The following is a 26,735-nucleotide window of genomic DNA, read 5'->3' as shown; positions in this document are numbered from 1 at the left end:
GGGAGCGCCGGGGCGTCGCGTCAGCGCCGGCGGGAGCGCTCGGTCGCGTCGTGGACCTCGCCCACGAGCTCCTCGATGATGTCCTCGAGGAAGAGCACGGCTGTCGTCGTGCCCTCGGCGTCGCGCACCCGGGCCAGGTGGCGCCCGGCGCGGCGCATGATCGCGAGCGCGTCCTCGAGGTCGGTCGTCTCCTGAACCGGCACCATCGCGTGGATCCGCTTGGGCGGGATGGGCCGCGCGGCCTTCTCATCCGGGTCGTCGCCGTTCGCGGCGCGGAGGATGTCCTTGAGGTGGACGTATCCGACCGGATCGCCCGCGTCGTCGACGATCACGTACCGCGAGTAGCCGTGCTTCGCCACCGCGCGCTCGACCTCGTCGGGCGTGACCTGCTCGGGAAGCGTCACGATCCGCGCGAGCGGCACCGCGACATCCTTCGCCTTCTTGTCGGTGAACTCCACCGCGGCCGCGACCGTGCCGGCGGTGTCGTCGAGGACGCCCTCGCGGCGCGACTGCGCGACGATCGTGGCGACCTCGTCGAGGGTGAAGGTCGATGCGGCCTCGTTCTTCGGCTCGACGCCGAAGAGGCGCAGCACCGCGTTCGCGAGCCAGTTCAGGGCCCAGATCACGGGGTGGAAGACCTTCGACACCCACACGAGCGGCGGCGCGAGCAGGAGCACGGCGCGGTCGGGAACCGAGAACGCGATGTTCTTGGCGACCATCTCGCCGAACACGACGTGCAGGTAGGAGACGAACACGAGCGCGATCACGAACGCGATCGTGTCGACGGCCGCCTCGGCCATCCCGGTGAGCCCGAGCGGCACCGCGAGGAGGTGGTGCAGCGCCGGCTCCGAGACGTTCAGGATGAGAAGCGAGCAGATCGTGATGCCCAGCTGCGAGGTCGCGAGCATGAGCGTCGCGTGCTCCATCGCGAACAGCGCGGTGCGCGCCGCGCGCGAGCCCTTCTCGGCGAGCGGCTCGATCTGCGAGCGCCGCGCCGAGATGACGGCGAACTCGGCGCCGACGAAGAAGGCGTTCGCGAGCAGCAGCACCACGAGCCATGCCAGTCCGGCCCAGTCGCTCATCGCCGGCCCTCCTCGTCCTCAGCGCCCTCGGGGAGCGGGTCGGGGGTGAAGCGCACGCGGTCGACGCGGCGCCCGTCCATCCGCTCCACGGTGAGCGTGCCGTCGTCGACGCGCACGGCGTCTCCGACGACGGGCACGCGCTCGAGCACGCTCATGATGAATCCGCCGACCGTGTCGTACGCGTCGTCCTCCGGCACCTCGACGGCCGCGCGGTCGCGCAGCTCGTCGGGACGGAGCTGACCGGGGAAGGTCACCGAGTCGCGGTGGCGCACGACCCCCGCGGGGCGGCGGTCGTGCTCGTCGGACACCTCGCCGACGATCTCCTCGACGAGGTCCTCGAGGGTCACGACGCCGGCCGTGCCGCCGTACTCGTCGACGACGACGGCCATCTGGTAGCCGCCGACCCGGAGCTCGGCGATGAGGGCGTCGAGGTGCACGGTCTCGGGAACGCGCAGCGGCTCGTTCGCGAGGGCGGCCGCCGGCACGTCGCCTCGCCGCTCGCGCGGAACGCTGACCGCGGCCTTGAGGTGCACGATGCCGACGATGTCGTCCATCGACTCGTCGTACACGGGGAACCGGCTGTGCCCGGTCTGCCGCGCGAGCTGGATCACCTCGTCGGCGGAGTCGCCGGCCGCGACCGCGTGGACGCGCGGCCGCGGCGTCATGACGTCGCCCGCGCTGAGTCGCGCGAACGTGAGGCTCCGGTCGAGCAGGGTCGCGGTGTCCTCCTCGAGGACGCCCGCGAGAGCGGAGCGCCGCACGAGGCTCGAGAGCTCCTCGGCCGAGCGGGCGCCCGAGAGCTCCTCCTTGGGCTCGATGCCCATCGCCCGCAGCACGGCGTTGGCGCTGCCGTTCAGCAGGGCGATCACGGGCCGGAAGACCGCGGTGAACGCGATCTGGAACGGCGCGACCACCTTGGCCGTGGCCAGCGGCAGCGCGAGCGCGAAGTTCTTCGGCACGAGCTCGCCCAGGATCATCGAGAGGATGGTCGCGACGGCCATCGCCACGACGGTCGCGATGGGCGCGACGGCCGGCTCGGCGACGCCCCAGCCGAGGAGGACCGGCCGCAGCAGGTTCGAGAACGCGGGCTCGAGCGTGTAGCCCGTGAGCAGGGTCGTCAGCGTGATGCCGAGCTGGGCGCTCGACAGGTGCGTCGAGGTGTGCCGCAGCGCGCGGATCGTGAGCGACAGGCGGCTCTCGCCGCGCGACTGGCGCGCCTCGAGCTCGGCGCGGTCGAGGTTCACGAGCGCGAACTCGCTCGCGACGAACAGACCGGTTCCGATCGTCAGGATGAGCCCCACGCCCAGGAAGACGTAATCCATCATTCGTCACCTCCGAGGGGCTCGGAGGGCGGGCAGTGGGGCGATCGTCTGTAACTCGGAGGGTCGTCCATCGTGCCGCTCATGATACGGCACGCCTCTGGACGCGCGTCTCGCTCAGCGTCGTGCCGCCACGCGCTCGCGGTGCGCGCGCAGGTACTGCGGCGGCCACAGCGCGTCGGCCGGCTCGCCGAGCTCGGCCGCCGCACGGAGCGCGAAGTGCGGATCCCGCAGGAACTCGCGGCCCGCGAAGACGGCGTCGGCTGCGCCTTCGGCGAGCACCTCCTCGGCCTGCTCTCCCGACGTGATGATCCCCACGGCTGCCGTGGGGAGGCCCGTGAGCTCGCGGATGCGCGCGGCGTGCGGAACCTGGTAGCCCGGTCCCGGCTCGATGCGCTGGTGGCGCACGAGACCCCCGGTGGAGATGTCGAAGAGGTCGGCGCCGGCCTCGTGCGCCCAGGTCGCCGCGGTCGCGACGTCCTCGACCTCGAGCCCGCCCGGGGCCCAGTCCGTCGCGGAGAAGCGCACGAAGACGGGCACGCCGTCGCCCACCTCGGCGCGCACGGCGCGGACGACCTCGAGCAGGAGCCGTGCCCGGGCCTCCGGCGAGCCGCCCCATCCGTCCGTGCGCTGATTCGACAGCGGCGAGAGGAACTCGTGCAGGAGGTAGCCGTGCGCCGCGTGCACCTCGACGACGTCGAAGCCGGCATCGAGGGCGCGCCGGGCGGCGGCGCGGAAGTCCGAGATCACCTGCGCGATGCCCGCCTCGTCGAGCTCCTGCGGGACCGCGTAGCCGTCGAACGCGACCGGAGACGGGGCGACCGTGGGCCATCCGCCCTCCTCGATCGGAACGCTGCCCTCTGCGTCGGCGAACGGCCACCAGGTCGAGCCCTTGCGACCCGCGTGCGCGAGCTGCACGGCCGCGAGCGCGCCGCGCGCGTGGATCGCGGCGACGACCTCGGCCCACGCGTCGCGCTGGGCGTCGTTCCAGATGCCCGCGTCGCGCGGCGAGATCCGGCCCTCGGGCGAGACGGCCGCGGCCTCGCTCATGACCAGGCCCGCGCCGCCCGATGCGAACTGCGCGAGGTGCACGTGGTGCCAGTCGTTCACGACGCCGTCCTCGGCGCTGTACATGCACATCGGCGACACCCACAGGCGGTTGCGGAACGTCGTCTCGCGGACGGTCAGGGGGCTGAACAGCTGGCTCACAGTGCTCCGATCCGGCGGCGCTCGTCGGCGCCGCGCACAGCGCGAGTAGGGTGGCGGCATGCCGGGAGGACACGCATGGCACTCGGATGAGTGGACCGCCCAGGACGCGGTTCGCGTCCTGCGAGTGCCAACCGCAGACGACCACAAGTATTCCCGAGGCGTCGTCGCCCTGCGCACGGGGTCGCTCGCGTACCCGGGCGCGGCGGTGCTCTCGACGGAGGGCGCGTGGCGCGCGGGCGTCGGGATGGTCCGGTGGGACGGCCCCGAGGACGTCGCGGGTCTCGTGCTGCAGCGTCGACCCGAGACCGTGCTCGGCGCGGGGCGCGCCGACGCCTGGGTCATCGGCTCCGGTGTGGACGCGCGCGGACGCGGCGAGGATGAGACGCGGCTGCTGCGCGGCATCCTGCGCGACCGGCCGCTGCCCGTCGTCGTCGACGCGGGGGCGCTCGACCTCGCCGCGGAGGCCACGGGCCCGCTCATCGTGACGCCGCACGGGGGGGAGCTGCGCGAGGTGCGCATTCCGCTCGGCTTCGGCATCGACGACGTCGAGGAGGATCCGCTCGCCCCGCGCCTGAGCGGCCCGTTCCGAGAGCGCGTGCTCGTGGTCCGCGAGACCGCGGTCGCGCTCGGCGGCGTCGTGCTCCTCAAGGGCGCCGCGACGATCGTGGCGACGCCGGGAGGCTGGTGGACGGTCGTCCGCTCCGGCACGCCCTGGCTCGCGTCGGCGGGCACGGGCGACGTCCTGGCCGGAGCGGCGGGCGCTCTGCTCGCGGGAGCAGCGGCGGCCGCCCGCGTCGCGGGGCGCGAGCTCGACGTCGAGGAGCTCGGCCCGATCGCCGCGACCGCTGCCTGGCTCCATGGGACCGCCGGACGCATCGCCTCCGGCCGCGGCCATCCGATCGCCGCGATCGACGTGGCCGAGGCGCTTCCGGCCGCCTTCGCCGCCGCGCTCGCCGCCTGAGTCAGCGCGGGCGTGTTCGTGGGCGGTTCGGGCTGATGCGGGGGCTGGGGCGGGGTGGCGGCCGGGCGGCGGCCGGGGCGGGGCGGCCGGGCGGAGCCAGCATGTCTCACCCGGGTAGGGATTGGCGCGCTGAAACCGTGCCTTTTCGAGACATGCGACCGGGCCCGGGCCGGCATGTCTCACCCGGGTAGGGATTGGCACGCTGAAACCGTGCCTTTTCGAGACACGCAACCGGGCCCGGGCCAGCATGTCTCACCGGTGCAGGGATTGGCACGCCGAAACCGTGCTTTTTCGAGACACGCGGCGGGGCCCGACGGCGCATGTCTCACCTCGGCAGGGATTGGCACGCCGAAACCGTGCTTTTTCGAGACACGCGGCGGGGCCCGGGCAGGCATGTCTCACCCGGGTAGGGATAGGCACCCCGAAAGGGTGCCTTTTCGAGACATGCGACCGGGCCCGGGCCGGCATGTCTCACCTGGGTGGGGATTGGCACGCCGTAAGGGTGCCTTTTCGAGACATGCGACCGGGCCCGGGTCGGCATGTCTCACCCGGGTAGGGATTGGCGCGCCGAAAGGGTGCCTTTTCGAGACATGCGACCGGGCCCGGGCCGGCATGTCTCACCCGGGTGGGGATTGGCACGCCGAAACCGTGCCTTTTCGAGACATGCGCCAAGGCCACGCGCCAAGGCCCGACCCGGCATGTCTCACCCGGGTAGGGATTGGCACGCCGAATCCGTGTCTTTCGAGACATGCACGGGGGCGGATGGCCGGAGGGGCGGTCCGTAGGATGGGGGCGTGCCGAGGCGGATGCTGCTGTGGATCGCGTTCACGCTCGTGCACGTCTGGGTCGCGGCGGCCGGGTGGTGGATGCCCAACCAGCCGATGGGCGACGTCCACCTCGTGTACGAGCCGTGGTCGGCGCGCGCCCTCGCCGGCGACGGCATCGTCGGCGTCACCGAGGCGTGGGTCTACCCGCAGCTGGCCCTCGCGCCGATGCTGCTCGCACACGCGCTCGCCGGGATCGGCGGATACGACCTCGCGTGGGCGATCCTCGTCACGCTGTGCGACGCGGTCGCCTTCTGGCTCCTCGTCGGAGACGGACGATCGCGCGGTCGCCGCACGGCCGCGTGGTTCTGGCTCGGCTTCGCGCTCCTCCTCGGGCCGGTCGGGATGTTCCGGCTCGACGCGATCACGGTGCCGATCGCGATCGTCGGGCTGCTCCTCCTCGCGACGCGGCCGACCGTCGCCTCCGCCCTCCTCACAGCCGCCGCCTGGATCAAGGTGTGGCCGGCTGCGCTCGTGGCGACGGCCGTGGTCGCGATGCGCCGTCGAGGTGCCGTGCTCGTCGGCGCCGCCGTCGCCTCCGCCCTCGTCGTCGCGGTCGTCGTGGTGAGCGGGGGAGCGGCCCACCTGCTCGGATTCGTCACGATGCAGACGGGGCGCGGCCTGCAGCTCGAGGCGCCCGTGAGCACGTTCTACCTCTGGGGCGCCGCGCTGCACATCCCGGACTGGTGGATCTTCTACGACCGCGACATCCTCACGTTCCAGGTGACGGGACCGCAGGTCGATGCCGTCATCGCCGCGATGACCCCGCTGCTCGGTGCCGCGGTCGCCGCGATCGCGGTGCTCGGCGTCGTCCAGGCGCGCCGGGGCGCCGCGTACCGCTCGCTCGTGCCGCCGCTCGCGCTGGCGCTCGTTCTCGCGTTCATGGTGTTCAACAAGGTCGGCTCCCCTCAGTTCCACGACTGGCTCATCGCGCCGATCGCGCTGTGGCTCGTCGTCGATCGGCGACGTGCTCGGGGGCCGGCTCTCCTCGCGCTGGCCTGCGCGCTCCTCACCCAGCTCGTGTACCCCCTCCTCTACATGGGGGTCATGCTCGCCGAGCCGTTCGCCGTGTCGGTCCTGACGGCGCGCAACGCACTGCTCGTCGTCCTCCTCGTCTGGGCGGTCGCGCGCGTGGCGCGCGTGCCCGTCCGCGTCCGCTCGCGCGCCGTCGCGCTCGCGGAGTCCTGACCGTCCTTCGAAAGGGGAATCCCATGCTCGTCGCCTTCTCCGTCGCTCCCTCGGGAGACGGCAGCGCCGACGGCTCCGTGCACGACGCGGTCGCCGCGGCCGTCAAGGTCGTCCGCGAATCGGGCCTCGCGCACCGCACGACGTCGATGTTCACCGAGATCGAGGGCGAGACCTGGGACGAGGTGATGGATGTCGTGCGCCGCGCGACCGAGGCCGTCATGCCGTTCGGCTCCCGCGTCTCCCTCGTGCTGAAGGCCGACATCCGCCCGGGCTACCACGGCGAGATCGACGGCAAGATCGAGCGCCTCGAGCGTGCGATCGGCGACCTGGACTGAGGCTTCCGTGAGAGCGGCGCCGCGCACGGCCCGTAGACTCTCCTGGTGACCACCTCGACCACCACGTCGAGGGGTGCGGCGATGTGGGCGCTCCTCTCGCTCGCCATCGGCGCCTTCGGCATCGGCATGACCGAGTTCGTCTCGATGGGCCTCCTCCCGCGCATCGCGGGCGACCTCCTGCCGGCCGTCCACGCCGCGAGCCCCGAGGACGCCGTCGCGCAGGCAGGCGTGCTGATCAGCCTCTACGCGCTCGGCGTCGTCATCGGAGCGCCGACGATCGCGGCGTTCGTGTCGCGGTTCCCGCGGCACCGCGTGCTCATCGCCCTCGCCCTCGCGCTCCTCGTCTTCAACGCGCTCACCGTCATCATGCCGACGTTCGAGCTCGTCGGCCTCTCGCGCTTCCTGTCGGGTCTGCCGCACGGCGCCTACTTCGGCATGGCCGCCGTCGTCGCGGCCGACCTGTTCGGCCCCGAGAAGCGCGGCCGCGCGATCTCGATCGTCATGAGCGGCCTCATGATCGCCAACGTGGTCGGCGTGCCCGGCGGCACGCTCCTCGGTCAGCAGCTCGGATGGCGCGCCGCCTACGTCGTCGTCGGGGCGGTCTTCCTGCTCGCCCTGCTCATGATCGCCTTCTTCGTGCCTGCGCAGCCCGGCGACGCGGGTCGCACGGTCCGCCACGAGCTCGGCATCTTCCGCATCCCCCAGGTCTGGCTCACGGTCGCGATCGGGTCGATCGGCTTCGGCGCGTTCTTCGCGGTGTACAGCTACGTCGCGACCCTCGTGACCGAGGTCGCCGGGGCGGAGGAGTGGGTCGTGTCGATCGCGCTCGTCGCCATCGGGCTCGGCATGACGATCGGCAACCTGCTCGGCGGCCTGCTCGCCGACATCAGCGTGCGCCGCACCCTCGTCTACGGTCTGCTCGCGCTCGCCGGCGCGTCGGCCCTCGTCGGCGTCGTCGCCCACCTCACCGTCGCGCTCGTCATCGGCCTGTTCGTCTTCGCGACCGTCTCGGCGACCGCCACGCCGACCGTGCAGCTGCGCCTGCTCGATGTCGCGCGCGATCACCAGGCGATCGGCGCCGCCCTCAACCACTCGGCGCTCAATGTCGGCAACAGCCTCGGAGCGGCGCTCGGCGGCGCCGTGATCGCCGCCGGATGGGGATACGTCGCCCCGGTGTGGGTCGGCGTCGTCCTGTCACTCGTCGGGATGGCGATCGCGCTCGTCGCCTTCGCAGCCGAACGGCGCTCCGACGCGCGGATGCTCGCATCCTTCTCCTCGGAGGACACCGGCACCTCGCCCATCCCCACGGTCTGAGCCCGGGCCATCCGCTCGCGGCGCAGGACGCCGCGTAGGGTCGAAGGCGTGACCGACCGATGCACCTGGGTGCGCGACGCCATCCGCCTGCTCGAGGCCGACGCGAACCGCAGCGCCGACACGCACCTGCACGTCTTCCCGCTTCCGCCGGAGTGGGGCATCGACCTGTACCTCAAGGACGAGTCCGTGCACCCGACCGGCTCGCTCAAGCACCGCCTCGCGCGGTCGCTCATCCTCTACGGGCTCGTGAACGGGCGCATCGACGAGGGGACGACGCTCGTCGAGGCGTCGAGCGGATCGACCGCCGTGTCGGAGGCGTACTTCGCGCGCATGCTCGGGCTCGACTTCGTGACGGTCGTGCCGCGGGCGACGAGCCCCGAGAAGATCGAGCTCATTGAGTTCTACGGAGGGCGCTGTCACTTCGTCGACGTCCCCGGCGACATGTACGCCGAGGCCGAGCGCCTCGCGGCGGAGAGCGGCGGGTACTACCTCGACCAGTTCACGTACGCCGAGCGCGCGACCGACTGGCGCGGCAACAACAACATCGCCGAGAGCGTGTTCGAGCAGCTCGCCGCCGAGCGCTATCCCGTCCCCGCGTGGATCGTCGTGGGCGCGGGAACCGGCGGCACGAGCGCGACGTTCGGCCGCTATGTGCGCTACCGCCGCCATCCGACCCGGATCGCGGTCGTCGACCCGGAGAACTCCGCGTACTACGGCGGATGGCGCACCGGGCGCTCCGACCACACGACGGGCATGCCGAGCCGCATCGAGGGCATCGGGCGCCCGCGCGTCGAGCCGTCTTTCGTGCCGGGAGTGATCGACGAGGTGCTCCCGATCCCCGACGCGGCGTCGCTCGCGGCCATCCGCCTCCTCAGGGAGCGCACGCTGCACTGGGCGGGCGGGTCGACCGGCACCAACCTCGTCGGCGCGTTCCAGCTCATCGCGCGGATGATCGCGGCGGGGGAGCGGGGCAGCGTCGTCACCCTCATCTGCGACGGCGGCGCGCGCTACGCCCACACGTACCACGACGACGCGTGGGTCGCCGCGCAGGGGCACGACCTCGCGCCGCACCGCGAGCGGATGGACCGCTTCCTCGCGACCGGCGTCTGGGACTGACCCGCGCTACGCCGCGAACAGGCGGCCGAGGTGGTGGGCGACGGCCTCGGTCTCGATGAGGAACCCGTCGTGGCCGAAGTCGCTGTGCAGCACCACCGACTCCTGCCCGTCGAGCGTGTTCGGGATGCTGCGCGCGATGCGGTGCTGCCCGTCGACGGGGAAGAGCCGGTCGCTGTCGATCCCCAGCACGAGCGTCGTCGCGGTGACCTCCGACAGGGCCTCCTCGACACCGCCGCGGCCGCGGCCGACGTCGTGCGAGTCCATCGCCTCCACGAGCCGGATGTACGTGTTCGCGTCGAAGCGGCGCGTGAACTTGTTGCCGTGGAAGTCGAGGTACGACTCCACCGCGAAGCGGCCGCCGAAGCCGAGGGGGCTGACGTCGGACTGCCACGACCGCTGGAACCGCTGATTGAGCTCGGTGGGGCTGCGGTAGTTCAGCAGGGCCATCCGACGGGCGAGCGCGAGACCGCGGTGCGGCCCCTCGCCCGGTGCCGCGTCGTAGTAGTCGCCGCCCGCGAACCGGGGATCGATCTCGATCGCCTCGAGCTGCACGGAGTTCAGGGCGATCTGGTCGGCCGTGTTGATCGGGGGCGAGGAGAGGATGGCCAGCCGCTCGACGCGGTCGGGCAGCCCGACAGCCCATTCGAGCGCGTGCATGCCGCCCATCGAGCCGCCGATCACGGCGGCCCAGCGGTCGATGCCCAGGGCGTCGGCGAGGCGGACCTGCGCGGCGACCTGGTCGCGGATGGTGAGATACGGGAAGCGCGAGCCCCAGGCCTCGCCGTCGGGGTGGATGCTCGCCGGCCCGGTCGAGCCCTGACATCCGCCGAGGACGTTCGGGGCGATGACGAACCACCGGTCGGTGTCGATCGCGAGACCCGGCCCGACGAGCGCGTCCCACCATCCCGCGGTCGGATGCCCGGGGCCGGCGGGGCCGCGGACATGGCTGTCGCCGGTCAGCGCGTGCAGGATGAGCACCGCGTTGTCGCGGGCGGGGCTCAGCTCGCCCCACGTCTCGTACGCGAGGCGGAACCCTGGCAGCTCCGCGCCGCTCTCGGTCGTGAGCGGTCCGAACGCGGCGAACCGGCGATCCCCCACGGGATCGCCGTCGAGCCACGCTCCCGTCGCGGGCGGACGGCCGGCCATCGAGCGGGCGTCGGCCTCCGTGACGGGAGCAGACGGCACCGTGTCCTCGGAGATCTGCCAGTCCATCCGTCCATTCTCCCGTGCTCTGCGGGGCACCCCCGCCACTGTTACGCGTCGCCGGATACGGCGGATGCCCCGGGCGCGCGCCCGGGGCATCCATCGTGTTCGCGGGTCAGGCCCGAGCGGCCGCCGCCGTCTCGCGGGCCGCGACGAGCGCCTGCTCGAGGTCGGCCTTGAGGTCGTCGACGTTCTCGAGGCCGATCGACAGGCGCACGAGTCCCGGCGTCACGCCGCTCGTGAGCTGCTGCTCGGGGGTGAGCTGCGAGTGCGTCGTCGATGCGGGGTGGATGACGAGCGAGCGCACGTCGCCGATGTTGGCGAGGTGGCTGAACAGGCCCAGCGAGTTGACGAACGCGCGGCCCGCGTCGACGCCGCCCTTGAGCTCGAACGACAGCACGGCGCCGACGCCCTTCGGCGCGTAGCGGTTCGCGTTCGCGTACCAGGGCGACGACGGGAGACCCGCGTAGTTGACCGTCGCGACGTCGGGGTGGTTCTCGAGCCACTCCGCGATCTCCTGGGCGTTCTGCACGTGGCGCTCGATGCGCAGCGACAGCGTCTCGATGCCCTGGATGAGCTGCCACGCGCTCTGCGGGGCGATGGCCGAGCCGAGGTCGCGCAGCAGCTGCACGCGCGCCTTGATGATGTACGCGAGCTCGTCGCCCACGGCGGTCGTGTAGCTCGCGCCGTGGTACGACGGGTCGGGCTCGGTGAGACCCGGGAACCTCTCGACGTTCTGCGACCACGCGAAGCGGCCGCCGTCGACGATCGCACCGCCGAGGACCGTGCCGTGCCCGCCGAGGAACTTCGTCGCGGAGTGCACGACGATGTCGGCGCCGTGCTCGAACGGGCGGATGAGGTACGGCGTCGCGATCGTGTTGTCCACGATGAGCGGCACGCCGTTCTCGTGGGCGATGTCGGCGACCGTGCGGATGTCGAGGACGTTGATGGCGGGGTTGCCGATCGTCTCCGCGAAGAACAGCTTCGTGTTCGGGCGGACCGCCGCGCGCCACTGCTCGGGGTCGTCCTGGTTCTCGACGAAGGTGACCTCGATGCCCAGCTTGCCGAGCGTGTACTTGAAGAGGTTGTAGGTGCCGCCGTAGATCGAGCTCGAGGACACGATGTGGTCGCCGGCCTGCGCGATGTTGAGCACGGCGAAGGTCTCGGCGGCCTGGCCGCTCGCCACGAGGAGCGCGCCCGTGCCGCCCTCGAGCGCCGCGATGCGCTGCTCGACGACATCCTGCGTCGGGTTCTGCAGGCGCGTGTAGATGTTGCCGAACTCGGCGAGGGCGAAGAGGTTCTTCGCGTGGTCCGCGTCGCGGAACACGTACGAGGTCGTGTTGTAGATCGGCGTCGCGCGGGCCCCGGTCACGGGGTCGGGCTGCGCGCCGGCGTGGATCTGCGTGGTCTCGAAGCGCCAGTTCTCGCTCATGCGTGTCTCCTGCTCGAAGGATGGTCGTGGGATCTGCTCGGGGATGCCCGCCTTCGGGCATGACTGCGACAGTACGGAACCCGCGGTGCCCGGGCAACGCACGGGACACGCGGCGTCATATCGCGCGTCGCATGCCGTCACGGCTCGTCACAGGCCGTCACGGTGCGCCCTCGGCCGGGGACGGCATACTGGACGGATGGCGAACAGGCGTGCGGTCGTGACGGGAGCGAGCTCGGGGATCGGCGCGGCGACGGTGCGCCTGCTGCGCTCGCGCGGATGGGACGTCACGGGCGTGGCCCGGCGGGCCGAGCGCCTCGAGGCGCTCGCCGCGGAGACGGGCGCCGACGTGTTCGCCGCCGACCTCACCCGGCAGGCCGACGTCGACGCCCTGGCCGCGCATCTCGCCGCGAGCGGCGGCGTGCAGGCGCTCGCGCACGTCGCGGGCGGCGCGCGCGGCACCGACCGCGTCGAGGACGGCGACGCCGACGAGTGGACGTGGATGTTCGAGGCGAACGTCCTGTCCGCGCAGCGGCTCGTGCGGGCTCTCCTGCCGCAGCTGCGCGACGCGGTGCGCGGGGGAGCGGGCCACGCCGACCTGCTCTTCGTCACGTCGACGGCTGCTCAGCGCGCATATCCCGGTGGCGCCGGCTACAACGCCGCGAAGGCCGGGGAGTCGATGATCGTCGACGCCCTCCGGCTCGAGCTCAACGGCGAGCCGCTGCGCGTGATCGAGATCGCGCCGGGGATGGTGCGCACCGAGGAGTTCTCGCTCACGCGCCTCGGCGGCGACCGGGAGGCGGCGGAGGCCGTGTACGCGGGCGTCGACAGCCCGCTCTCCGCCGAGGACGTGGCCGACGTGATCGCGTACGCCCTCGAGGCGCCCGGGCATGTGAACCTCGACCTCGTGACCGTGCGGCCCGTGGCCCAGGCGGCCGCCCATCTCCTGCACCGCGGCCCTCTCGCCGTCCGCGAGAGCTGATCGGCACCATCCGCATGTCTCGTTCTCTCCGGCTTTCCGGCCCGGGAAGGCGCGATGACTGAGACACGATCGAAAGGAACGCCCGTGACCGACACTCCGACCGAGCGCGAAGTCCTCACCTGGGACGGCTTCGGCGCCGCGACGCGCGATCTCGCCCGCACGATCCTCGACAGCGGCTTCGAGCCCGAGGTCGTCGTCGCGATCGCGCGCGGCGGACTCCTCCCCGCCGGCGCCATCGCCTACGGTCTCGGCGCGAAGAACTGCGGCGCCATCAACGTCGAGTTCTACACGGGCATCGGGACCGTCCTCGACGCGCCGGAGGTGCTCCCGCCGGCACTCGACATGGAGTACCTCGACGGGCGACGCGTGCTCCTCGTCGACGACGTCGCCGACTCGGGGCGCACGCTCGCACTCGCCGTCCAGCTGCTCTCCGACAAGGGCGCCGACGTGCGGTCGGTCACGATCTTCACGAAGCCGTCGACGATCATCCAGCCCGACTACGCGTGGAAAGACACCGACCTCTGGATCGACTTCCCCTGGTCGGCCAGGGGCACCGTGCGCGAGGAGGACCTCGGCCTCGCCCCGACCGCGTGAGCGCGCTCGACATGGCAGGGCGCTCCCTTCCCGAGCTCGCCGAGGCGGGCCTCATCGACGCCGGCTGGGCGCACGCGCTCGCACCCGTGGCCGCCGACATCGCCGCGCTCGGCGACCGGCTCCGCGCCGAGGTCGCGGCCGGGCGGCCGTATCTGCCCGCGGGGGACCGCGTGCTGCGGGCGTTCCAGCGCCCGCTCGCCGACGTCCGCGTGCTCATCGTCGGGCAGGACCCGTACCCGACCCCGGGCCATCCCATCGGCCTGTCGTTCGCGGTCGAGCGGCACGTCCGCCCCATCCCGCGCAGCCTGCAGAACATCTACCGCGAGCTGCAGAGCGACCTCGGCGTCGCGCCCGCGCCCCACGGCGACCTCTCGGCGTGGAGCGACCAGGGCGTCATGCTCCTCAACCGCGTGCTCACGGTGAGCCCGGGTGCGCCCGCGTCGCACCGCGGATGGGGGTGGGAGCGGGTGACCGAGACCGCGATCCGTGCCCTCGCAGAGCGCGGCGGGCCGCTCGTGGCGATCCTGTGGGGGCGTGACGCCGCGAACCTCAAGCCGCTGCTGGGCGGCGTGCCGTCGATCGAGTCGCCCCACCCCTCGCCGCTCTCGGCGAGCCGCGGCTTCTTCGGATCGCGGCCGTTCTCACGAGCGAACGCGCTGCTCGCGCAGCAGGGCGCCGGCCCTGTCGACTGGACGATCCCCGCGTAGGCTGGACGCATGCTCGAGGAGGAATACCAGAAGCGCCGACGCCTGCCGCTGCACCTGCAGCGTCGGCCCGCCCCCGAGCGCCCGTTCTCGTACGAGATCCGCCCCGCCGAGATGCGCGACATCGAGGACATCCGCGAGATCTACAACTACTACGTGACGAACTCGGTCGTGACCTTCGACGAGAAGAAGTGGACGCATCGGCAGTGGAAGGAGAAGTTCCTCCACCTGCAGAAGCTCGACCTGCCCTTCCTCGTCGCCGTCGCGCCGACCGGGCAGGTGCTGGGCTACGCGCTCGTGTCGCCGTGGTCGGGCAAGTCGTCGTACCGGTACACGGTCGAGAACTCGATCTACCTCGGGCACGCCGCGACGGGCAAGGGCCTCGGCACCGCGCTCCTGGCCGCCCTCATCGAGGCGTGCGAGGAGAAGGGGCTCCGTCAGATCGTCGCGGTGATCAGCGACAAGGGCGCCGAGGGGTCGCTCGCGCTGCACGAGCGCTTCGGCTTCGAGGAAGTCGGGCGGATGGGCAAGGTCGGCTTCAAGTTCGACCGCTGGCTCGGCACGGTGTACCTCCAGAAGTCGCTCACGCCGAAGCGGAAGCGCGGCGTGCTCTCGCGGGTCTTCGGCTCGGACGACTGACCGTCGTCAGGGCGCGATCGCGGTCCGCGGCGCGACGCTCGCGGGCTGCGCGAGGAGGAGCGCCAGGTGCTCGAGGCCCATCGCGGGCGCGACGAGCCGCTCCCACGGGTACCGCGTGCGCGTGGACGCGAGGAACGCGAGCGCCTCGCGCAGGTGGCGGGGCTCGGAGCCGAGCACGCCGGTGATCGCGAGTCCGCGGCGGACGACGCGGTCCAGGTCGACAGGGACCGCGGCGGATGTCGCGGCTGCGCGCGCGAGGACGAGCCGGCCGCCGATCGCGAGCGCCGCGAGCGCGCGCGAGGCCGCCTCGGCCGCTCCCGAGAGCTCCCACGCGAGATCCGCCTCGCCCGGGCGATCCCGCGGCCCCACGACCGTCGTCGCGCCGAAGGCGAGCGCGAGCGAGCGGCGCGACGCGTCGGTATCGAGGACGACCACCTCGGACGCCCCGCTCTCGCGGGCGACCGCCGTCGCCGTGAGGCCGAGCATCCCCGCGCCGCAGACGAGGACGCGCAGGCCCGTGAGGTCGCCCGACGCCTCGCGCACGGCCATCGCGGTCGCCGTGGCGCCGCCCGCGGGCGCCGCGACGGCATCGCACAGCTCGTCCGGCACCCGCTCCACGGTCGCTCCGGACGGGAGGAGGATGTGCCTGGCGTAGGCGCCCGAGAGCGGCCACGGGCCGTCGATGGGCTCGCGCCCGATCTCGCGCAGCTTGCGGCAGCGCGCGACCCGTCCGTGTCGGCAGCGGTCGCACATCCCGCATCCGACGGATGGGGCCCAGACGACCCGATCGCCCTCGGCCGCCGGTGCGCCGACTCCGGCGGCGACGACGCGTCCGACCGCCTCGTGGCCGAGCACGGCAGCCGGTGCGCGGTGCGCGTCCGATGCGGTGCGGCGGTCGTCGCCGCTGACGGTCGCGAGGTCGATCTCGACGACGAGCTCGCCGGGCCGCGGCGCGGGCACCGGCAGCTCCTCGATCCGGATGCCGTCGGCGCCCCGCCACACGGCGGCGAGGGTCGTGGGTGCGGCGCTCACAGCGCGGCCGCGGCGGTCGTCGCAGGGCTGCGGTGCGGTCCGGCTGCGGCGCGCTCGATCGACATGGGGCGAGCCTGACGCGCGCGCGTGAACGGACGGCAAACGGATGGCGACCGCCCCGTGCCGCGCGCGCGTGCGGATGCCCCGTGCCGCGTCAGGCGCGCGGCTGGTCGATCGTCGGGATGGCCGCGAGCAGCCGCCGCGTGTAGTCCTCGCGCGGGAAGAGGAGCACCTGCGGGGTCGGCCCGTGCTCGACGACGCGGCCGTCCTTCATGACGACGACCGTGTCGCAGAGGTTCTGCACGACGCCGATGTCGTGCGAGACGAGCACGAGGGTCATCCGCTCGCGGGCGCGCAGGTCGGCGAGGAGCGCGAGGATCTGCGCCCGCACCGTGACGTCGAGTGCCGACAGCGGCTCGTCGCCCACGAGCGTCTCCGGGCGGTGGACGATCGCCCTGGCCAGGGCGATGCGCTGACGCTGGCCTCCGGAGAACTCGTGCGGGTAGCGGTCGGCCATGTCGGGCTCGAGGCCGACCTGCGCGAGCACCTCGCGGACGCGCGCCGCGCGGTCTCCCGGGATGCCGAGCGCCCACAGCGGCTCCTCGACGATGCGCGCGACGGTCATGCGGGGGTCGAGCGAGGCGTACGGGTCCTGGAAGACGATGCCCGTCGCGCGCCGCAGCCCGTGCAGCGCACGCGCCGGAGCGCGGGCGTCGACCGGACGGCCGTCGTACTCCACGGTGCCCGCCGTCGGGACGTCGAGCCCGAGCAGGAGGCGCACGAGCGTGGATTTGCCCGACCCGGACTCGCCGATGATCCCGACGGCCTCGCCGCGGCGGATGTCGAGGTCGGTCGGGTGCAGCGCGACGGTCTCGCGCCGCCGCTCGAAGAGCGTCGTGCGCGGATGGAGGTGCCGCCGCTCGAGCGCGCGCGCTCGCAGGAGGATGTCAGCCACGGCCATCCGCCCCCTTCGCCGAGCCGTCATCTCGCGGGGCGTTCTCCGCGCCCGCGGGTCGCCAGAGCGTCGCGGTCGCGTCGCGCAGGAGGCCCTGCGTGACGGGGTGCTGCGGCGCGGTGAGCAGCCGGGACACGGGCGCATCCTCGACGACGCGGCCGTCCTCGAGCACGACGCCGTGGGTCGCGACCTGCGACAGCACCGCGAGATCGTGCGTGATGAACACGAGCGACATCCCGTCGTCCGCGACGAGCGACAGGAGCAGGCGCAGCACCTCGGCCTGGATCGTGACGTCGAGGGCCGTCGTGGGCTCGTCGGCGATGAGCAGCCGCGGGCGGCATGCGAGCGCCATGGCGAGCGCGACCCGCTGGCGCTGCCCGCCCGAGAGCTGATGCGGGTAGCGGGCGACGATGCGCTCGGGGTCGGGCAGCGCGACGCGACGGGCCTCGGCGACGGCGATCTCCGCGGCCTCGCTCCGGGAGACGTTGCGGTGGATGCGCACGGCCTCCGAGATCTGGCGCCCCACGGTGCGGATCGGGTTGAGCGCGGTCTGCGGCTCCTGGAAGACCATGCCGATCTCGTCGCCCCGCAGCCGCGCCATCTCGCGGTCGGGGATGCCGAGGATCTCGGCGCCCTGCCAGCGGACGCTGCCGCTCGCGGTGGCGGCCGCGGGCAGGAGGCCCAGGATCGCGAGCGCCGTGAGCGACTTGCCCGATCCGGACTCGCCGATGAGCCCGAGCCGCGCGCCGTCGGGCACGGCGAACGAGACGTCGTCGACGACGCGGCGACCGCCGATCTCGATCGTGAGGCCCGAGACCTCGAGGCTCATGAGACCACCACCGGCTGATGCGCCTGCGGCTTGGCCTCGCCGCGGCGCAGGGTCGGGTCGGTCGCCTCGCGCAGGGTGTCGCCGAGGAGGTTCAGCGCGAGCACGGTGACCGTGATCGCGAGTCCCGGCCACAGCACCGAGAGCGGGTGCAGCGAGATGTAGCGCTGCATGTCGCCGAGGAGCAGGCCCCAGCTCGGCTCGGTGACCGGGGCGCCGAAGCCGAGGTACGACAGCCCCGCCTCCGCCAGCACGGCAGCCGCCATCGACCACGACAGCTGCACGATGAACACCGGCAGCACGTTCGGGAGGAGGTGGCGCGTGAGCGTCTGCACGGTCGTGAGCCCCGACGCGCGCGCCGCGAGCACGAAGTCGCTGCGCTGCACGCGGCGCAGCTCGGCGCGGGCGACCCGCGCGATGTTCACGCCGAACCCGATGCCGACCGACCAGACGACGATCCACAGCGACGCACCCCACACGGCCGACAGCATCATGGCGATGAGGAGCACGGGGAAGGCGATGAGGATGTCGACGAGCACCGCCACGGCCTCGCGCACGGGCCGCGCGGTGAGGGCGCCGAGCGCGGCGAGCAGCACGCCGACGGCCGTCGCCACCGCGCCCGCGCCCGCCGCGACGAGCACGGTCGTGCGTGCGCCGACCATGAGCAGGCTGAGGATGTCGCGCCCGTTCGCGTCGCCGCCGAGGAGGTGCGGCCATCCAGGGCCCGTCCAGCGCGCCGCGAGGTCGACCGTGCGCGGATCGAACGGGGTCCAGAGCAGCGACACGAGGGCGACGATGCCGATCACGGCGACCGCGACGAGGCCGAATCGCCCCGTCCCCGTGCGCCACAGGCGCGAGAGCACGCGCGCGGGTGTCATGCGGCCTCCCTCTGCCGGGGGTCGATCACACGGTGCACGATGTCGACCGCGAACCCGATCGCGAGCACGAAGCCCGTGAGGACGAGCAGCTCGCCCTGCACCTTCACGAGGTCGCGCGCGCCGACATCCGCCACGAGCATCCGCCCGATGCCGGGGAGGTTGAACACCTGCTCGATGACGACAGCGCCGACGACGATGCCGGCGATCTGCAGGCCGAGCACCGTGATGATCGACAGGCCGACCGACGGCAGGCCGTGCCGGACGAGCGCCTGGTTGCGCGTGAGCCCCTTCGCCGCCGCCGTGCGCACGTGATCCTCGCCGAGCGCCTGCAGCGTCGCGCTGCGCACGAAGCGGAGGAGGAGCGCGCCCTCGACGACGCCCACCGTGAGGGCGGGCAGCGTGAGCGCTCGCAGCGCGGCGGCCGGGTCGGACCAGCCCGCGCGCGGGAACCCCTGCGCGGGCAGCCAGCCCAGCGTGATCGCGAAGACGACGACGAGCATCATCCCGGCCCAGACGACGGGAACCGCGGCGAGCAGCTGCGCGACGACGCTGATCGAGGTGCCGACGGGGCGCCCGCGGCGGATGGCCGACAGGACGCCGAACGGGACGGCGATCGCGAGGGCGATGGCGAGCGAGAGCACGCCGAGCGGCACCGTCACCTGCGCCTTCGACGCGAGCTCGTCGGCGACCGGGGTGCCGGTCAGGAGCGACCGGCCCAGGTCGCCGCGCAGGATCCCGCCGATCCAGTCGGCGTACTGCACGAGGACGGGCCGGTCGAGGCCGAGGCGCTCGCGGATCGCCGCCACCTGGCCGGGGCTGCCCTCGGTGCCCGCGACGAGCTGCGCCACGTCGCCCGGCAGCACGCGCAGCGTCGCGAAGACGAGTGCGCTCGCGACGAGCAGCCCGAGCGCCAGCAGCGCGAGCCTCGTCAGCGTGTACCGGAGCACCGGCGGAGGGGCCTCAGTCGGCCAGCGTCACGGACGCGAGGTCGAGGCGGGAGTTGATCGAGTCGACGGGGAAGCCCGCGACGCCCGGCCCCACCGCGACGATCGTCTCGCCCGTGTAGAGCCAGTCGGCGGCGTGGTCCTCGGCGACGATCCGCGCGGCCTGCGCGAGCAGATCGGCGGACTCGTCCGGATCGATCGCGGCGATCGCCTGTGCGTAGAGCTCCTGGACCTCGGCGCTGTCGTAGTGGAAGTAGTAGTCGGGGTTCGCCCACGCTCCGAAGTCGCGCGGCTCGACGTGGTTCACGAAGCTCAGCTGGTAGTCGCCGTTCGTGTAGACGTCCTGCAGCCACGTCGAGAACTCGACGGGGTTCACGGTCAGCTCGACCCCGACGTCGTGGAACGCCGAGACGAGGAACGTCGACGCCGTCGTGCCGTAGAACGCGGGGATCGTGAGCTCGAGCTCGAGATCCTCCTGACCGGCCTCCGCGAGGAGCTGCCGTGCGCGGTCGGGGTCGAAGGGCGCCACGTCGGACAGGTCCTCGTAGCCCGGGTCGAGCTCGGGGATCGGGCCGTACTGGGTCACGCCGGCGCCCACGGCCTCGACGAGGGCGTCGTGGTCGATCGCGAGGCGCAGGGCCTCCCGCACGCGGGCGTCGTCGAGCGGTGCCTCGGCGCTGTTGAACGCGAGCACGTACTTGTCCGTGGTCCGACCGGTCGTGAGCGTGAAGCCGTTCGCGCCGTCGAGCTGCGGCGCGAGCTGGGGGTCGACGGCCGTGAGCACGTCGAGCGAGCCGTCGAGCGCCGCGTTCACGCCCGCGGTGAAGTCCGGGATGTAGCTCGCGACGACCTCGGCCACGCCCGCGGCCTCGCCCCAGTACTCGTCGAAGCGCTCGAGCACGATGCTCTCGCCCTGGTTCCACTCCGCGAGGGCGAACGGGCCGGTGCCGTTCGCGTCGCTCTGGAGGTCGGTCTCGTCGCCCTCGTCGAACACGAGGCCGGCGGGGCCCGTGAGTGTGAAGAGGAGGTTCTGGTTCGGCTCCGTCAGCTCGACGACGACGGTGCGGTCGTCGGGAGCGGTCACGGACTTGACGTTCGCGAGGTCGTCGTGGCCGACGACGGACTCGTCGGAGACGACCTCCTCGAGCGACGCGACGGCATCCTGCGCGGTGAGCTCGCCGCCGTCGTGGAAGACGACCCCCTCCTCGAGCGTGAAGGTGTAGACGAGGCCGTCCTCCGACATCTCCCAGGAGCTCGCGAGCGCGGGCACGATCTCGTTCTCCTGCGTGCGGGTCACGAGGCCCTCGTACACGTTGTCGACGAGGATCTGCTCGAGCGCGGCGCCCGAGGTGCGGCGGATGTCGAGGTTCGTCGGCTCGAGGACGAGGCCCACGCGCAGACTCGCGTCGGGGTTGGGCTCGCCCGCGGGAGCGTCGGAGGGCGACGTCTGCCCGCCGCCGGCGCAGCCGGCGAGGAGCACGGCGGGCACGAGGAGCGCTGCGGCGGACGCCGGGCGCCCGGGGATGCGGATCATGCTGTCTGCCGTCCTTCCGGTGCGGCGCCCGCCGAGGCGGCGAGACGCGCGATGAGGGATGCGAGGTCGGCGAAGGCGACCTCCTGCACGTTGTGAGGGGCGTCGAGCGCGACGACGTCGGCGCCCGTGCGCCGGGCGAACTCGTCGGCGTCACCTGACGTGACGAACCCGGTGGTGCCGCGCACGAGGGCGATCGGGGCGGTCACGCCGGCGAGATCCTCCCACCCGCTCTCGGGCGCAGCGGCGGGGGAGGGCGTCCCCGAGGACATGAGCTGGGCGAAGTGGTGGCACCACTCCACCCGGCCGTCGTCGCGCACGCGGGAGTTGAGGAGGACGCCCCGCTCGGCCTGCGCGCGCGAGCCGCCGAGGCCGAACGCGAGCGCGCGCTCGACGAGCTCGTCGCGAGACGCGAAGACCGTCTCCTCGTAGAAGCGGCGGAGCATCGCCGGCCCGGCCGAGGTGTCGACGCCCGGCGTGATGTCGACGATGGCGAGGCGCGCGATGAGGTCGGGCCGTCGCGACGCCACGGCGGCCGCAGTGAGCCCGCCGAGGGACTGCCCGACGAGGACGACGGGAGCGTCCGCCCACGCCTCGATGCCGCGCACGACGTCATCGGCGATCGTGCGGGCGCGGTAGTCCGCGTCGGCACGCCACGACGAGTGCCCGTGGCCGGGAAGGTCGATCGCGAGCGCGGGGAGGCCGAGCGCGATCACAGTCTGGTCCCACGTGTGGGCGTTGAGGCCGGCCCCGTGGAGGAGCACGATCCTCGGGCGCCCTTCGCCGTACGCGAGAGCGCTGAGAGCGCGTCCGTCGGGAAGGAGGAGACGCTCGCGTCGGCCGATCGGGGCGGGGCGCCCCTGAGCGGCGGCCTGCTCCGGCAGGAACGAGAACTCGTCGAACGCGTCGTCGGCGGGGGATGCCGCGTTCGCGGGGGCGATGCTCACAGGACTCCTCGATGGGGACGCCGAGCGGGACGCACGGGAGGGCTCCCGACGCCTCCATTCTGGCGAGGTCGAGGCCCGCCCGGGAAATCGCGGATCGAACTGCTCGTCGCGCAGCGGCAGATCTGAGCATAAGGTACGGAGCAGGCGGGTGGCGCTGCGCGATCTGCCGCCGAGCCGGGTCCGCCTCCGCGCACTAGGGTCGAAGCATGACCGAGCAGCGCGTGCATCTGTCCAAGTCGGCGATCGAGGCCTACAAGGCGCTCGACGCGTTCTCGCAGACCGTCGGCCGCATCGCGCGCGAGTACGGCGTCGACGACCGGCTCAAGGAGCTCGTGCTCCTGCACTGCTCGCAGCTCAACGGCTGCGCCTACTGCGTCCGCGTGCACGTGGATCGGGCGGTCGCCGCGGGGCTCACGGTCGACGAGATCGCGCAGATCGCGGTGTGGCGCGAGTCGGGCGTCTTCTCCGAGCGCGAGCGCGCGGCCCTCGAGCTCGCCGAGGCGCACACGTTCATCCACCGTGCCGGCATCCCCGATGACCTGTACGACCGGGTCGGCGCGGTGCTCAGCGAGCAGGAGTACGTCGCCGTCAGCTGGCTCAGCGTCTCGATCAACGCGTTCAACCGCATCACCGTCGCCGGACGCTACCCCGTGCCGCCCCGCCCCGCGGAGAGCTGACCGTGCTGAGGTAAGGCAACCCTTCGCGCGGTGTAGACTGGCGTCGTCATGGAGAGCATCGAGACGACCCAGGAGCACGGCGACAAGGTCTGCCGTGCGTCGCGTCACGCGCGCGTGCAGCACCTCATCACGGCCGACGAGCGCTCGCTCGTCGACCTCGAGACGCTCGTCGCGACGCTGCCGATCTGCTCGACGGGCCGCATCTTCATCGAGGTCCCCGACGCGTCGTGGATCGGCGAGATCGCCGCACCCGCCCGGATGGTCGTGACCTGGCTCGACCGCTCCCGGCGTTCGGGCGCACCCGGCACCGGACGTGCGTGCGCACCCGGCCAGGCGCTGTCCCGCGCGGTCACCGCGTGGGCCGACGAGATGATGTGCGCCGGCGACGACTCGACGCGCGTCGTCCTGCTCGGCGGCTTCCTCGGCACGGCCGACATCGTCGACCACCTGACGGGATCCCTCGGGACCCCGGCGGAGGCCATCCACGTGCCCGACGCCTTCGCGAGCCTCATCCGCTGACGTAGCCGCCCGCTTCCAGCCCGGCCTCGATCTCGAAGCGATTGCGCAGCGGGTTCCGTCCCGCGAGCAGGTACAGCACGGGCATGAGCACGCCGTAGCGGCGCCACTGCCGCAGGTGCACGGCCTCGTGCCGCAGGAGCCGGGTCGACACGCTCCGGTCGCCGGTCAGGAAGCACCCGCCCACGCACACGCCGCCGCGGCCGAAGGTCCACGCGGGCATCCCGCGGAAGACGAGCAGGCCCTCGCGGCGCTCGACGCGCCCGCGGCTCCACAGCGTCCCCCACAGCCATCCGAGCGCCGTCGCGGCCGCGCAGCCGACCGCGCTCACGGGGGAGTCGAGCAGCCATCGCGGGATGCGGGCGTCGATGCGCCGCCCGTGCTCGACCCGCAGCGCGGCGATCTCGCGCCAGTGGGCGGGAGCCGGATCGGCCGGGAAGCTGATGCGCATGACGCCATCCTGCCGCAGTCCGGGCGGGCGAGGGGCGGATGGCGCACGCGGGTCAGCGGAAGCGCGTGCGCAGCAGGGCGCCGGCGACCTCGATCTCGACGAGCGCTCCCTGCTCGACCGGGAACGCCGAGCGCGGCGCTCCCGTCATCACGACGTCGCCCGGCCCGAGCTCGATCCAGTGCGCGACGTACGCAAGGCAGTCCGCCACGGGCGCCGGGAGCTCGTGGGTGCCGGTCCGGACGCGCTCCACCCCGTCGATGCGGACGGCGAGGTCGACCTCGTCGAGGTCGATCGCGGTCTCGATCCACGGCCCGAGCGGGGTGTAGCCTGCTCCGCCCTTGACCTCGAAGTTGCGCGGATCGGAGCGGTCGGGGCTCGAGACGTCGTTCACGGCGGTCACGCCGAGCACGTACGACGCCGCGTTCTCGGGCGTGAGACCGGCCGTGCTCCGCCCGATCACGACGGCGACCTCGCCCTCGATCACGGGGCGCCCGGCGTCGCGCCGCAGGGCGACCTCGGCGCCGCTCGCGACGACCGTGCGCGGGCTCTTGAGCCACGCGCCGACGGGCCCGCCCGGGTGCGCGGGCTGGGCGATCCCCACGACGACGCGGGGGTCGACGGGCGCCAGGAACACGGGGGAGTCGACGGGAGCGCCGAGCGGAACCGGCGCCGCGCCCGAGGCGAAGGCCGCGAACGGGTCGGACACAGGCTGCCAGCGCTCCCCGTCCGGCACCGCGTGCACGGCGCCGGACGGGGAGGCGATGCGGGCGATCCTCATCGCGCGTCGGCGATGACCACCGACACGAGGCCGGTGTCCTTCTCGTCGGTCGAGACGCGGACCGCGTCCTGGATGCGCAGAAGGTCGCGGCTGCGGGTCTCCGGGATGAGGAAGGTCGATGCCGTCGTGATCGCGGCGAGCGTGGCGAGGTAGAGGCCCATGACGACCCAGTTGCCGCCGGTCAGCGTGAGCAGCCACGTGCCGAGCACACCCGCGAGGCCGCCCGCGAGCACCGCGGAGATCTCGCGCGCCATCGCGACGCCGAGGTAGCGGTGGCGGTTGCCGAACATCTCGGGCAGGAGCGCGCACTGCGGGCCGAGCATCGAGGCGACGGCGACGCCGATGCCGATCGCGATGACGGCCACCGTGAGAACCGGGTCGCCGAGCGAGAGCATCCACCACGCAGGGAACGCGAAGAGCAGCATGAAGACGGCGCCGAAGCGGTACACCGGGCGACGGCCGAACCGGTCGGACAGCCAGCCGGTGAGCGGGACCGAGAAGATGCCGATGAGCGAGCCGATCGTCACGCCCCACGTCGCGATGCCGCGGTCGACGGGGTTCGCGATGAACGTGCCGGCGACGAACGCGAGCGCGACGTTCTGGAAGATGTACGAGCCGCCGTTCTCGGCCATCCGCAGGCCGATGCCCGTGATGACGCCCGGCATGCCGGTCGTGAAGATGTCGCGGAAGGGGTGCGCGGCGACCTGCTCGTGCTTCTCGAGCTCGACGAAGGTCGGCGTCTCGCGCAGCCGCATGCGGATGAACAGCGCGATGAGGATGAGGAGGAACGAGGCGAGGAACGGCACGCGCCATCCCCAGGCGAGGAACGCGTCCTCGGGCATGAGCGACAGCCCGGAGAAGACGAGGGCCGCGAGGAGCGTTCCCGCCTGGATGCCGATGAACGGCAGCGCCGCGAAGAACCCGCGCTGGCGCACCGGCGCGTACTCCGCCATGAGCACCGTGGCGCCGGCCTGCTCGGCTCCCGCGCCGAAGCCCTGCAGGAGGCGCATGATCACGAGCAGCACGGCTGCCCACACGCCCACGACCTCGTAGGTCGGCAGGAGGCCGATGGCCGTCGATGCGCCGCCCATGAGGAGGATCGTCACGACGAGGACCCACTTGCGGCCGAGCCGGTCGCCGATCGTCCCGAAGAAGAACCCGCCGAACGGGCGCGCGACGAAGCCCACGCCGTAGACCGCGAACGCGCCGATCACGCCCATCGCGGGATCGGCGGGGTCGAAGAACAGGCGGTTGAAGACGAGGGCCGTCATCAGGCCGTACAGCGCGAAGTCGAAGTACTCCAGCGCGCTGCCGACGCTCGAGGCGAGAGTGGCGCGCCGGAGGTTCGCGGCGTACTCGGGATCGTCGTACTGGGGCTTGGGGGCAGTCGGGGCTGCTGTGCTCACGTCATCTCCTTCGATGAGGGCGCTCGCGGGAGCGCGAGACGTGACCACCGTACCACAGATGGAACGGTGTGCAACAGGTTGAACGCTCAGTCCGAGCTGGTGCCTCGGACGGCGAGCGGGTTCGTCAGGAGCGACGCCGCCGCGAGCAGCGCCTCGCCGACCTCGGCGACCCGCTCGGGAGTCGTCGCGTCGGCGGGCAGCGCCGCGCCCATGGCGAGCGGCGGGTCGCTCGGATTCCACGGCGACAGGGGCACGGCGACGCCCGTGATGCCCGCGAACGACCCGCTCTCGTCGAGCGCATAGCCGCGCTCCCGCGCCTCCGCGAGGAGCGCGAGGAGGGCGTCGAGGCTCGTGACGCTGCGCTCGGTCACGGCCGCGAACGCCGACGGCGGCAGCTGGCGGGCGACGTCCTCGTCGTCGAGGGTCATGAGGATGGCCCTGCCGGTCGCGCTCTGCGCGGCCGGCAGGCGCGAGCCGAGGGGCGTGCCGAGGCGGTGCGGAGCGCGCCCCTCGTGGCGCGCGAGGTAGAGCACGTCGGCTCCGTCGAGCATGGCGATCTGCACGACCTCCCGGTGCAGCACCTCGGAGGCCGCGCAGATCGCGAAGAACTCGCGCACCTGGTTGAACTGCAGTGCGAACGCCCCGCCGAGCTCGGCGGTGCGCCGACCGAGCCGGAAGCCGCGCGCGTCGCGCTCGATCATGCCGCCCTCCTCGAGCGCCGCGCAGAGGTTCGCGGCGGAGGACTTCGCGATGCCGACCGCTCTGGCCAGCTCGCTGAGCGTCATCGGCGCTCCGCCGGAGTCGGCCAGCGCCGTGAGGATGCGCAGGGCGCGCGTGACGGCCGGCGCCGGGTCTCGATCGGGGGCAGTGGACATGGCGCTCCTTCGCGATGCCG

The 26,735-nt window shown here is 72.8% G+C and carries 27 protein-coding genes; 11 read left to right on the top strand and 16 right to left on the bottom strand.

Annotation, left to right across the window (positions count from 1 at the left end; translation table 11 throughout):
* Positions 1 to 20 precede the first annotated feature (20 nt).
* The 3 genes from GC092_RS11785 to GC092_RS11775 all read right to left on the bottom strand — a co-directional run bounded on the left by GC092_RS11785 (position 21) and on the right by GC092_RS11775 (position 3,610).
* The gene (locus tag GC092_RS11785) at positions 21 to 1,082 is read right to left on the bottom strand and encodes a hemolysin family protein (protein WP_271172291.1); all 1,062 of its coding nucleotides are present in this window, start codon (positions 1,080 to 1,082) and stop codon (positions 21 to 23) included.
* Positions 1,079 to 2,404, bottom strand: a complete 1,326-nt coding sequence (locus GC092_RS11780; protein WP_324012093.1) for a hemolysin family protein — start codon at positions 2,402 to 2,404, stop codon at positions 1,079 to 1,081. The genes GC092_RS11785 and GC092_RS11780 overlap by 4 nt, the downstream gene beginning before the upstream one ends.
* Positions 2,405 to 2,518: 114 nt before the next feature.
* Positions 2,519 to 3,610 (bottom strand): NADH:flavin oxidoreductase/NADH oxidase, encoded by a 1,092-nt coding sequence (locus GC092_RS11775; protein WP_324012090.1) that lies wholly within the window; start codon positions 3,608 to 3,610, stop codon positions 2,519 to 2,521.
* A gap of 58 nt (positions 3,611 to 3,668) precedes the next feature.
* Here GC092_RS11775 and GC092_RS11770 point away from each other — a divergent pair, with 58 nt between their 5' ends.
* The 5 genes from GC092_RS11770 to GC092_RS11750 all read left to right on the top strand — a co-directional run bounded on the left by GC092_RS11770 (position 3,669) and on the right by GC092_RS11750 (position 9,348).
* Positions 3,669 to 4,571: an ADP-dependent NAD(P)H-hydrate dehydratase gene (locus GC092_RS11770; RefSeq protein WP_416383272.1), complete on the top strand. Its 903-nt coding sequence runs from the start codon at positions 3,669 to 3,671 to the stop codon at positions 4,569 to 4,571.
* 794 nt (positions 4,572 to 5,365) lie between these two features.
* Positions 5,366 to 6,583: a glycosyltransferase family protein gene (locus GC092_RS11765; RefSeq protein WP_324012087.1), complete on the top strand. Its 1,218-nt coding sequence runs from the start codon at positions 5,366 to 5,368 to the stop codon at positions 6,581 to 6,583.
* A 23-nt stretch (positions 6,584 to 6,606) separates the two neighbouring features.
* On the top strand, positions 6,607 to 6,918 hold the full coding sequence (locus GC092_RS11760) for a thiamine-binding protein (protein ID WP_271172286.1): 312 nt from the start codon (positions 6,607 to 6,609) through the stop codon (positions 6,916 to 6,918).
* A gap of 81 nt (positions 6,919 to 6,999) precedes the next feature.
* A complete protein-coding gene (locus tag GC092_RS11755) occupies positions 7,000 to 8,232 on the top strand; it encodes an MFS transporter (RefSeq protein ID WP_282978263.1) in 1,233 nt (410 codons plus the stop codon).
* A 48-nt stretch (positions 8,233 to 8,280) separates the two neighbouring features.
* Complete coding sequence (locus GC092_RS11750) at positions 8,281 to 9,348, top strand: L-cysteine desulfhydrase Cds1 (RefSeq protein ID WP_324012085.1); 1,068 nt, start codon at positions 8,281 to 8,283, stop codon at positions 9,346 to 9,348.
* 6 nt (positions 9,349 to 9,354) lie between these two features.
* Here the strand turns inward: GC092_RS11750 and metX are convergent, their stop codons facing one another.
* Both metX and GC092_RS11740 read right to left on the bottom strand, forming a co-directional pair.
* Positions 9,355 to 10,560, bottom strand: a complete 1,206-nt coding sequence (metX, locus tag GC092_RS11745) for a homoserine O-acetyltransferase MetX (protein ID WP_271172284.1) — start codon at positions 10,558 to 10,560, stop codon at positions 9,355 to 9,357.
* 106 nt (positions 10,561 to 10,666) lie between these two features.
* Positions 10,667 to 11,983: a bifunctional o-acetylhomoserine/o-acetylserine sulfhydrylase gene (locus GC092_RS11740; RefSeq protein WP_416383271.1), complete on the bottom strand. Its 1,317-nt coding sequence runs from the start codon at positions 11,981 to 11,983 to the stop codon at positions 10,667 to 10,669.
* 196 nt (positions 11,984 to 12,179) lie between these two features.
* Here GC092_RS11740 and GC092_RS11735 point away from each other — a divergent pair, with 196 nt between their 5' ends.
* Genes GC092_RS11735 through GC092_RS11720 form a run of 4 tightly spaced genes read left to right on the top strand, consistent with a single transcriptional unit; the run spans position 12,180 to position 14,899 of the window.
* Positions 12,180 to 12,962: an SDR family oxidoreductase gene (locus tag GC092_RS11735; RefSeq protein WP_324012083.1), complete on the top strand. Its 783-nt coding sequence runs from the start codon at positions 12,180 to 12,182 to the stop codon at positions 12,960 to 12,962.
* Between the two features lie 54 nt (positions 12,963 to 13,016).
* Complete coding sequence (locus GC092_RS11730) at positions 13,017 to 13,556, top strand: phosphoribosyltransferase (protein ID WP_374727724.1); 540 nt, start codon at positions 13,017 to 13,019, stop codon at positions 13,554 to 13,556.
* 11 nt (positions 13,557 to 13,567) lie between these two features.
* Complete coding sequence (locus GC092_RS11725) at positions 13,568 to 14,263, top strand: uracil-DNA glycosylase (RefSeq protein ID WP_282978261.1); 696 nt, start codon at positions 13,568 to 13,570, stop codon at positions 14,261 to 14,263.
* A gap of 9 nt (positions 14,264 to 14,272) precedes the next feature.
* Positions 14,273 to 14,899, top strand: a complete 627-nt coding sequence (locus GC092_RS11720; RefSeq protein ID WP_271172281.1) for a GNAT family N-acetyltransferase — start codon at positions 14,273 to 14,275, stop codon at positions 14,897 to 14,899.
* Between the two features lie 6 nt (positions 14,900 to 14,905).
* Here the strand turns inward: GC092_RS11720 and GC092_RS11715 are convergent, their stop codons facing one another.
* The 7 genes from GC092_RS11715 to GC092_RS11685 all read right to left on the bottom strand — a co-directional run bounded on the left by GC092_RS11715 (position 14,906) and on the right by GC092_RS11685 (position 22,012).
* Positions 14,906 to 15,931, bottom strand: a complete 1,026-nt coding sequence (locus GC092_RS11715) for an alcohol dehydrogenase catalytic domain-containing protein (RefSeq protein ID WP_324012081.1) — start codon at positions 15,929 to 15,931, stop codon at positions 14,906 to 14,908.
* 154 nt (positions 15,932 to 16,085) lie between these two features.
* Positions 16,086 to 16,892 (bottom strand): ATP-binding cassette domain-containing protein, encoded by an 807-nt coding sequence (locus GC092_RS11710; RefSeq protein WP_271172279.1) that lies wholly within the window; start codon positions 16,890 to 16,892, stop codon positions 16,086 to 16,088.
* A complete protein-coding gene (locus tag GC092_RS11705; RefSeq protein ID WP_324012080.1) occupies positions 16,879 to 17,715 on the bottom strand; it encodes an ABC transporter ATP-binding protein in 837 nt (278 codons plus the stop codon). The genes GC092_RS11710 and GC092_RS11705 overlap by 14 nt, the downstream gene beginning before the upstream one ends.
* The gene (locus tag GC092_RS11700; protein ID WP_324012078.1) at positions 17,712 to 18,590 is read right to left on the bottom strand and encodes an ABC transporter permease; all 879 of its coding nucleotides are present in this window, start codon (positions 18,588 to 18,590) and stop codon (positions 17,712 to 17,714) included. The genes GC092_RS11705 and GC092_RS11700 overlap by 4 nt, the downstream gene beginning before the upstream one ends.
* Positions 18,587 to 19,537, bottom strand: coding sequence for an ABC transporter permease (locus GC092_RS11695; protein ID WP_324012077.1), 951 nt, complete (start codon positions 19,535 to 19,537; stop codon positions 18,587 to 18,589). Before GC092_RS11695 ends, GC092_RS11700 begins: the two co-directional genes overlap by 4 nt.
* 13 nt (positions 19,538 to 19,550) lie before the next feature.
* Complete coding sequence (locus GC092_RS11690; protein ID WP_324012076.1) at positions 19,551 to 21,068, bottom strand: ABC transporter substrate-binding protein; 1,518 nt, start codon at positions 21,066 to 21,068, stop codon at positions 19,551 to 19,553.
* On the bottom strand, positions 21,065 to 22,012 hold the full coding sequence (locus GC092_RS11685) for an alpha/beta hydrolase (protein ID WP_324012074.1): 948 nt from the start codon (positions 22,010 to 22,012) through the stop codon (positions 21,065 to 21,067). Before GC092_RS11685 ends, GC092_RS11690 begins: the two co-directional genes overlap by 4 nt.
* 206 nt (positions 22,013 to 22,218) lie before the next feature.
* Between GC092_RS11685 and GC092_RS11680 the strand changes: the two genes are divergently transcribed.
* Positions 22,219 to 22,689, top strand: a complete 471-nt coding sequence (locus tag GC092_RS11680; RefSeq protein WP_282978144.1) for a carboxymuconolactone decarboxylase family protein — start codon at positions 22,219 to 22,221, stop codon at positions 22,687 to 22,689.
* A gap of 48 nt (positions 22,690 to 22,737) precedes the next feature.
* A complete protein-coding gene (locus GC092_RS11675) occupies positions 22,738 to 23,208 on the top strand; it encodes an SIP domain-containing protein (RefSeq protein ID WP_271172272.1) in 471 nt (156 codons plus the stop codon).
* On the opposite strand, the gene GC092_RS11670 is transcribed toward GC092_RS11675, so the two are convergent.
* The 4 genes from GC092_RS11670 to GC092_RS11655 form a co-directional block, all read right to left on the bottom strand.
* Positions 23,198 to 23,656 carry a Fe-S oxidoreductase gene (locus tag GC092_RS11670; RefSeq protein WP_324012073.1) on the bottom strand — a complete coding sequence of 153 codons (459 nt, stop codon included), beginning with the start codon at positions 23,654 to 23,656 and terminating at the stop codon, positions 23,198 to 23,200. The genes GC092_RS11675 and GC092_RS11670 overlap by 11 nt on opposite strands.
* 52 nt (positions 23,657 to 23,708) lie before the next feature.
* On the bottom strand, positions 23,709 to 24,434 hold the full coding sequence (locus tag GC092_RS11665) for a fumarylacetoacetate hydrolase family protein (RefSeq protein WP_324012071.1): 726 nt from the start codon (positions 24,432 to 24,434) through the stop codon (positions 23,709 to 23,711).
* On the bottom strand, positions 24,431 to 25,840 hold the full coding sequence (locus GC092_RS11660; RefSeq protein WP_324012069.1) for an MFS transporter: 1,410 nt from the start codon (positions 25,838 to 25,840) through the stop codon (positions 24,431 to 24,433). The genes GC092_RS11665 and GC092_RS11660 overlap by 4 nt, the downstream gene beginning before the upstream one ends.
* Before the next feature lie 86 nt (positions 25,841 to 25,926).
* On the bottom strand, positions 25,927 to 26,715 hold the full coding sequence (locus tag GC092_RS11655; RefSeq protein ID WP_324012068.1) for an IclR family transcriptional regulator: 789 nt from the start codon (positions 26,713 to 26,715) through the stop codon (positions 25,927 to 25,929).
* Between the last annotated feature and the right edge of the window lie 20 nt (positions 26,716 to 26,735).

The sequence above is a fragment of the Microbacterium sp. JZ37 genome, assembly GCF_035188445.1.
Classification (GTDB): Bacteria; Actinomycetota; Actinomycetes; order Actinomycetales; family Microbacteriaceae; genus Microbacterium; species Microbacterium barkeri.
This window is presented reverse-complemented; position numbering and strand designations above follow the sequence as displayed.

Excerpts from the sequence above, each read along its gene's own strand:
- GC092_RS11655 (WP_324012068.1), bottom strand. The coding sequence starts at position 26,715 with ATGTCCACTGCCCCCGATCGAGACCCGGCGCCGGCCGTCACGCGCGCC.
- GC092_RS11710 (WP_271172279.1), bottom strand. The coding sequence starts at position 16,892 with ATGGCCGTGGCTGACATCCTCCTGCGAGCGCGCGCGCTCGAGCGGCGG.
- GC092_RS11700 (WP_324012078.1), bottom strand. The coding sequence starts at position 18,590 with ATGACACCCGCGCGCGTGCTCTCGCGCCTGTGGCGCACGGGGACGGGG.
- GC092_RS11785 (WP_271172291.1), bottom strand. The coding sequence starts at position 1,082 with ATGAGCGACTGGGCCGGACTGGCATGGCTCGTGGTGCTGCTGCTCGCG.
- GC092_RS11690 (WP_324012076.1), bottom strand. The coding sequence starts at position 21,068 with ATGATCCGCATCCCCGGGCGCCCGGCGTCCGCCGCAGCGCTCCTCGTG.
- GC092_RS11730 (WP_374727724.1), top strand. The coding sequence starts at position 13,017 with ATGACTGAGACACGATCGAAAGGAACGCCCGTGACCGACACTCCGACC.
- GC092_RS11740 (WP_416383271.1), bottom strand. The coding sequence starts at position 11,983 with ATGAGCGAGAACTGGCGCTTCGAGACCACGCAGATCCACGCCGGCGCG.
- GC092_RS11725 (WP_282978261.1), top strand. The coding sequence starts at position 13,568 with ATGGCAGGGCGCTCCCTTCCCGAGCTCGCCGAGGCGGGCCTCATCGAC.
- GC092_RS11665 (WP_324012071.1), bottom strand. The coding sequence starts at position 24,434 with ATGAGGATCGCCCGCATCGCCTCCCCGTCCGGCGCCGTGCACGCGGTG.
- GC092_RS11720 (WP_271172281.1), top strand. The coding sequence starts at position 14,273 with ATGCTCGAGGAGGAATACCAGAAGCGCCGACGCCTGCCGCTGCACCTG.
- GC092_RS11755 (WP_282978263.1), top strand. The coding sequence starts at position 7,000 with ATGTGGGCGCTCCTCTCGCTCGCCATCGGCGCCTTCGGCATCGGCATG.
- GC092_RS11680 (WP_282978144.1), top strand. The coding sequence starts at position 22,219 with ATGACCGAGCAGCGCGTGCATCTGTCCAAGTCGGCGATCGAGGCCTAC.
- GC092_RS11670 (WP_324012073.1), bottom strand. The coding sequence starts at position 23,656 with ATGCGCATCAGCTTCCCGGCCGATCCGGCTCCCGCCCACTGGCGCGAG.
- metX (WP_271172284.1), bottom strand. The coding sequence starts at position 10,560 with ATGGACTGGCAGATCTCCGAGGACACGGTGCCGTCTGCTCCCGTCACG.
- GC092_RS11760 (WP_271172286.1), top strand. The coding sequence starts at position 6,607 with ATGCTCGTCGCCTTCTCCGTCGCTCCCTCGGGAGACGGCAGCGCCGAC.
- GC092_RS11705 (WP_324012080.1), bottom strand. The coding sequence starts at position 17,715 with ATGAGCCTCGAGGTCTCGGGCCTCACGATCGAGATCGGCGGTCGCCGC.
- GC092_RS11770 (WP_416383272.1), top strand. The coding sequence starts at position 3,669 with ATGCCGGGAGGACACGCATGGCACTCGGATGAGTGGACCGCCCAGGAC.
- GC092_RS11675 (WP_271172272.1), top strand. The coding sequence starts at position 22,738 with ATGGAGAGCATCGAGACGACCCAGGAGCACGGCGACAAGGTCTGCCGT.
- GC092_RS11780 (WP_324012093.1), bottom strand. The coding sequence starts at position 2,404 with ATGGATTACGTCTTCCTGGGCGTGGGGCTCATCCTGACGATCGGAACC.
- GC092_RS11735 (WP_324012083.1), top strand. The coding sequence starts at position 12,180 with ATGGCGAACAGGCGTGCGGTCGTGACGGGAGCGAGCTCGGGGATCGGC.